The sequence below is a fragment of the Allobosea sp. 47.2.35 genome, assembly GCF_024655635.1.
In the GTDB taxonomy this organism is placed as follows: domain Bacteria; phylum Pseudomonadota; class Alphaproteobacteria; order Rhizobiales; family Beijerinckiaceae; genus Allobosea.
This window is the reverse complement of the sequence record NZ_JANLGI010000022.1, coordinates 50,424-56,483: the sequence shown is the minus strand read 5'-3', so window position 1 is coordinate 56,483 and position 6,060 is coordinate 50,424. Positions and strand designations below refer to the sequence as shown.

Here is a 6,060-nt window from a genome sequence, read left to right as displayed (position 1 = left end):
CCGACACCGCGCTCATCGAACGCGCGATGTCGTCAGCCAACGAGATCACGCGGGAAGACTTCGTGCCGGGAGCCGGCTCAAGCTCGTAGAGCGTCACGACCGGCCCGGGGCGCACCTGCGAGATCTCGCCGCGCACGCCGAAATCCTCCAGCACGCCTTCGAGCAGCGTGGCGTTCTGCTCCAGCGCGTCGGTCGAGACGGCATTGGCCGCGACCTTCTTCGGCTCGGCCAGATAGGTCAGCGGCGGCAATTCGAACGTGTCGCGATCGAGGAGCGAGGGTTGCGCCTCGCGCTGCATGCGCTTGCCGGGCTTCGGCGCGGCGCGTGGCATGGTCACGCGCGGGGCGTTGAGATCGCGCAGGTCCTGCGGCTCGTCGTCGAGATCGAAAGGCGCGTCGTAATCGTCGTGGGCTCGGTTCGGGCCCGTAACGGAACGGGCGCCGGGCAGCGGCTCGGGATCGAAATCGGGCAGGTTGCGGCGGCCGGCCGGGGCCTCGCCGAATTGCGGCTCGCGGCGGACGCGGCTGCTGTCGCGGGTCGGAACGATGCCGGTATCGACCGCGGGCTCGGGCGGCTGCGGCAGGCGGCGCAGGATCGCCGCGCGCAGCGCCATCGCGCCATGGGCGAGCCAGCCGATCAGGATGACGGCGATGCCGGGCTCATCGTCGCGGCGCTCCTCGCCATCGGACCAGCTGTCCTCGGCCTCGTCGCTGTCGAGCGTCGGGTCCTCGTCGGTGACGAAGCCGAAGCCGGCTGCGGCGGTCACGGCGAGGATGGCGATGCCGGCATAGAGGAAGCCGACGAGGCTGCCGACCGCACTGCCGGCAATGCCCGCGATGTTGCGTGTCCCGAACAGAAGACCGTCGCCGATGACGCCGCCCATGCCGGTGGGCAAGGGCCAGCGCGGGGTCGCCGGCAGGGCGCTGGCGACGGCGGCGGTCGCGGCGACGCCGACGACCCAGAGGCCGAGCTTCAGCGCGCCACGGTCGAAGATGTGGAAGCGGACGAGCCTGAGCGCCCAGATCACCGGCGGAAACAGCAGGGCGATGACGCCGAGCCCGATGAGCTGCATCAGGAGATCGGCGACCATGGCGCCGGGGCGGCCGAGCCAGTTGCGGACGGCGCCGCTGGTGGCGTTGTTGAGGCTGGGATCGTCGACCGACCAGCTCGCCAGCGCGGTGGCGACAGCGACCATCAGGGCGAGGACGCCCATGCCCGTAAGCTCCGAGGCGCGGCGCGACAGGAACTCGCGCACCGGGTCAGGCAGGCGGTCCATGAGCGATTGGGAGCGGCGGATCGTGCGCATGCGGTTTCGGGTCTTGTCCGGACTGTCGGGCCGCATCATTCCGGCCATCGGCGGAAGGTTAGGAAGCCGAGGTTAAGACCCGCTTAACCTTGAACCGCGCGAGCTCGTCCTCGTTCTCTGCGTGCTGAACCACGACGCATAAAAAAGGCCCCGGCAGCGATGCCGGGGCCGAGTTACCGCTGGGAGCGGCGGGAGGATCAGCTGTGGTAGGCGCGCTCGCCATGCTCGGCGATGTCGAGGCCCTCGCGCTCCTGGTCGGTCGTGACGCGCAGACCGACGATCACGTCGACGATCTTGTAGAGGATCGCCGAGCCGACGGCGCTGAACACGATGGTGAACAGCACCGCCTTGATCTGGGCCATGACGGCCGGGCCGAACTCATAGGCACCCACGGCGAGCTCGCCGGGTTTGCTGGAATAGTCCGGGATGCCGGCGCCGCCGAGCGTGGTGTTGACGAGGATGCCGGTCGCGATCGCGCCGATGATGCCGCCGACGCAGTGGATGCCGAAGACATCGAGCGAGTCGTCGTAGCCGAGTGCGTTCTTCACGGTCGTGCAGAAGACGAAGCAGGCTGCACCGGCGACGAGGCCGAGTACGATCGAGCCCATCGGGCCGGCAAAGCCGGCAGCCGGGGTAACGGCGACGAGGCCGGCGACCGCGCCGGAGACCATGCCGAGCATCGAGGGCTTGCCCTTGACCGCCCATTCCACGAACAGCCAGCCCAAAGCCGCCGCCGCGGTGGCGACGAAGGTGTTGAGCATGGCGAGCGCGGCGGTGCCGTTCGCCTCGAGGTTCGAGCCGGCGTTGAAGCCGAACCAGCCGACCCAGAGCAGGGCTGCGCCGATCAGCGTCATGGTCAGCGAGTGCGGCGCCATCAATTCCTTGCCGAAGCCGACGCGCTTGCCGATCAGGATGCAGCCGACGAGGCCGGCGATGCCCGCGTTGATATGGACGACCGTGCCGCCGGCGAAGTCGAGCGCGCCCCACTTGAAGAGCATGCCGGCATCGGCATTGACGGCGTCGAGCGCGGCCTGGGCGGCAACCTTGCCGTCTGCGCCGGCCTCGGCCAGCGCCTTGGCGGCGTTGCCGACGGCGTCAGGCCCGCCCCAGTACCAGACCATGTGGGCCATCGGGAAATAGATGAAAGTGACCCACAGCACGGTGAAGAGCAGCAAGGCTGAGAACTTCATGCGCTCCGCGAAGGCGCCGACGATCAGCGCCGGCGTGATGCAGGCGAAGGTCATCTGGAAGCAGACATAGACGAATTCGGGGATGTAGACGCCGTTCGAGAAGGTGCCGGCCACCGTCGTGGCGTCGACGCCCCTGAGGAAGGCCTTGGAGAAGCCGCCGACGAAGTCGTTCAGGCCGCCGCCATTGGTGAAGGCGAGCGAGTAGCCATAGGTCACCCAGAGGATGCAGACGACGCTGACGATGGCGAAGACCTGCGTCAGCACCGAGAGCATGTTCTTCGAACGGACGAGGCCGCCATAGAACAGGGCGAGGCCGGGGATGGTCATGAGCAGGACGAGGATCGTCGAGCTCATCATGAAGGCGACATCGCCCTTGTTGGGCACGGGCGGGGTGGCGGGGGCCTGGGCCAGCGCGACGCCGGCCGTCAGCGCCACCAGTGAGAGGCCAGCCAATCCGGCCCGCAGGGAAGTCCTGAAATTCATCGTCGAAAACTCCTGGAGGTCGGGGCTCAGAGGGCGTCGGTGTCGGTCTCGCCGGTGCGGATGCGCACGGCCTTCTCGATCGACGAGACGAAGATCTTGCCGTCGCCGATCTGGCCGGTGCGGGCGGCGGCGGTGATCGTCTCGATCACCCGGTCGACGAGCTCGTCGGAGACCGCGACCTCGATCTTGATCTTCGGCAGGAAGCTCACGGCATATTCGGCGCCGCGGTAGATTTCCGTATGACCCTTCTGACGGCCGTAGCCCTTCACCTCGGTCACGGTCAGGCCATGCACGCCGACGGCGGTGAGCCCGTCGCGCACCTCCTCCAGCTTGAACGGCTTGATGATCGCCATCACGATTTTCATGTGCTGGGTTTCCCCGTCTGCGCCGCCCGGTCGTCAGCCCCGGCGATCTCGTTGCACTCTCGCGCCTGCGGGATCGCAGTTGCGTCGCAACATGCAATTCAAGGGACGTGCCAACCCGCTCCGGGCGGCGCGAAGGCGCATCCGGAGGCGGAATCATCGTGCTCACAGGGAAACGGCGAGCGTTGTTGCCTAAGATTTAGGCATAAGACTGGATTCTGCGCAGCTGCCTGAATTCCGGTCAGCCGAGATCGGAGCGAGGCCGAACGAGTCCTTCCTGCGCGACCGAGGCGACAAGGCGGCCTTGCCTGTCGAAGACCAGGCCGCGCGAGAAACCGCGCGCGCCGGAGGTCGATGGGCTATCCTGCGAATAGAGCAGCCAGTCATCGGCCCGGAACGGGCGATGGAACCACAAGGCGTGGTCGAGGCTCGCGGCCTGGATCTTTCGGTCGAAGACGGTCGCGCCATGGGCGATCAGGCTGGAATCGAGCAGCAGCAGGTCGGAGGCATAGGCGAGTACGCTCTGGTGGAAGGCCGGCTCATCCGGCAGCGGCTCAATCGCCCGGATCCAGACGTTGAATTTCGGCTCCAGGCTGCCGCCGCCGCGATAGCGCTCGAGCTCGACCGGGCGAATTTCGATCGGCCGCTTGCGCTGGTAGAAGGTCTGGAGCGGGTTGTGCTCGGGCGCGCTGAACAGCTTCACCATCTCCTCGCGGTCCGGCAGCTCTTCCGGCACCGGCACCTTCGGCATCGGCATCTGGTGCTCGTAGCCGGCCTCCTCGACATGGAAGGAAGCGGACATGGCGAAGATCGCCTCGCCCTTCTGGATGGCCAGAACGCGGCGCGTGGTGAAGGAGCGGCCGTCGCGCAGGCGGTCGACCTCGTAGACGATCGGCACCTCGGGGTCGCCCGCCAGCAGGAAATAGGCATGCAGCGAGTGCGGCTGCCGGCCCTCGACCGTCTTGCAGGCGGCATAAAGCGATTGCGCGATCACTTGCCCGCCGAACACGCGCGGCCAGCTCGATTTGGGGCTGCGACCGCGGAACAGGTTGCGCTCGAGCTGCTCGAGGTCGAGGATCGCCGTCAGGGAGGCGCTGATCTGGGACATGGTCGGCGGTATCGCGGTCAGGTTGACGGAACGGCCGGCGGCCCGCACAGGGACAGCCGGCTTCGCTGGCATCAGCACCGAGGCATCCCGTGGCGTCAAGTCGGCGTGGAGATAAGGACGATATGGCTATCGAGCAGGGCAGCGGTGCCATGCGCATCGTCATCGCGGGCGGCGGCATCGCCGGGCTAGCACTCGCGCTCGCGCTGAAGCAGGGGCTGGGCGCGGATGTCTCGGTGATCCTGGCCGATCCGGCGCTGGCGGCCGCGCCACGCGCCGATAACCGCGCCTATGCGGTGGCGGCCGGAGGCCGGGCGATGCTGAAGACGCTGGGCATCTGGGATACGATTGCGCACACCGCCCAGCCGATGCTGGAGATGATCGTCTCGGACAGCCGCACCGAGGACGCCGTCCGCCCGGTCTTCCTGACCTTCGACGGCGAGGTCGAGCCGGGAGAACCCTTCGCCCATATGGTCGAGAATGCGGCCTTGGTCGCGGCGCTGAAGGCGTCCTGCGAGGGGGCCGGGGTCGAATTGCGCAGTACCGGAGTTCGGCGCTTCATCGCGGATGATGCGACGGTCGAGATCGTTTTCGCCGATGGCGGGCGTTGCGAGGCGGCGCTCTTGGTCGCGGCCGATGGCGCGCGTTCCAAACTCCGCGAGCAGGCGGGTATCGGCTGGGTCGGCTGGAGTTACGGCCAGTCGGGCATCGTCGCGACGATTGGCCACGAACGTCCGCATGACGGCCGCGCGGTCGAGCATTTCCTGCCGTCGGGGCCCTTCGCGATCCTGCCGCTGGCCGATGGCGGAACGCTCGGGCACCGCTCCTCGATCGTCTGGACGGAGCGCACGGAGAATGTCGAGCCGCTGCTCTCGCTGGATACACAGGACATGCTAGCCGAGATCGAGCGGCGCTTCGGGCTCGAACTGGGCGAGATCGCGCTCGAAAGCGCGGTGAGCGCACACCCGCTCGGTTTCGGCGTGGCTCGGCGTTTCGTCGGCGAGCGGCTGGCGCTGCTGGGGGACGCCGCACATCTGATCCACCCGATCGCCGGGCAAGGGCTCAATCTCGGCCTGAAGGACGTTGCGGCTTTGGCCGAAGCGATCGTCGATGCGGCGCGGCTCGGGCTCGATCCCGGTTCGGCTGACGTGCTGGAAGATTACGAGAAGGCGCGCCGCTTCGACACGGTGGCGATGGGCGCCGTGACCGACGGGTTGAACCGCCTGTTCTCGAACGACGCGACGCCGCTGAGGCTGGCGCGCGATCTCGGGCTCGGCATCGTCGATCGGCTGCCCGGGCTGAAGCGCTTCTTCATCCGCGAGGCCGCGGGCGTGGCTGGCGCCCCGCCGCGGCTGTTGAGGGGCGAGGCGCTTTGATCGTTATGCGCCGCAGGGAATGACGCCCTATCTCAATCCTCCAGCTGTCGCGCCTCTTCCGGCAGCATGATCGGGATGCCGTCGCGGATCGGGTAGGCGAGCTTGGCCGGACGGCTGATCAGTTCCTGCTTGGCGGCGTCGTATTCCAGCGTCGCCTTGGTCAGAGGGCAGACCAGGATTTCGAGCAGCTTGGGATCGATGCGGGTGGTCGTGTCGGCTTCGCCGGTCATCGGTCTTT

6 protein-coding genes are annotated in these 6,060 nt (G+C 67.8%); 1 reads left to right on the top strand and 5 read right to left on the bottom strand.

Going from position 1 to position 6,060, the window contains the following annotated elements:
* The 4 genes from NUV79_RS21605 to tesB form a co-directional block, all read right to left on the bottom strand.
* On the bottom strand, nt 1-1,306 hold a 1,306-nt coding region (locus NUV79_RS21605), incomplete at its 3' end, for a DNA translocase FtsK 4TM domain-containing protein (RefSeq protein ID WP_257735124.1).
* A 197-nt stretch (nt 1,307-1,503) separates the two neighbouring features.
* Nucleotides 1,504-2,979 (bottom strand): ammonium transporter, encoded by a 1,476-nt coding sequence (locus NUV79_RS21600; RefSeq protein ID WP_257735123.1) that lies wholly within the window; start codon nt 2,977-2,979, stop codon nt 1,504-1,506.
* A 26-nt stretch (nt 2,980-3,005) separates the two neighbouring features.
* On the bottom strand, nt 3,006-3,344 hold the full coding sequence (locus NUV79_RS21595) for a P-II family nitrogen regulator (protein WP_199085746.1): 339 nt from the start codon (nt 3,342-3,344) through the stop codon (nt 3,006-3,008).
* Nucleotides 3,345-3,582: 238 nt separating this feature from the next.
* Nucleotides 3,583-4,449, bottom strand: coding sequence for an acyl-CoA thioesterase II (tesB, locus tag NUV79_RS21590; RefSeq protein WP_257735132.1), 867 nt, complete (start codon nt 4,447-4,449; stop codon nt 3,583-3,585).
* Between the two features lie 122 nt (nt 4,450-4,571).
* Between tesB and NUV79_RS21585 the strand changes: the two genes are divergently transcribed.
* Complete coding sequence (locus NUV79_RS21585) at nt 4,572-5,822, top strand: ubiquinone biosynthesis hydroxylase (RefSeq protein WP_257735122.1); 1,251 nt, start codon at nt 4,572-4,574, stop codon at nt 5,820-5,822.
* A gap of 32 nt (nt 5,823-5,854) precedes the next feature.
* On the opposite strand, the gene NUV79_RS21580 is transcribed toward NUV79_RS21585, so the two are convergent.
* On the bottom strand, nt 5,855-6,052 hold the full coding sequence (locus NUV79_RS21580) for a Trm112 family protein (RefSeq protein WP_061966490.1): 198 nt from the start codon (nt 6,050-6,052) through the stop codon (nt 5,855-5,857).
* Between the last annotated feature and the right edge of the window lie 8 nt (nt 6,053-6,060).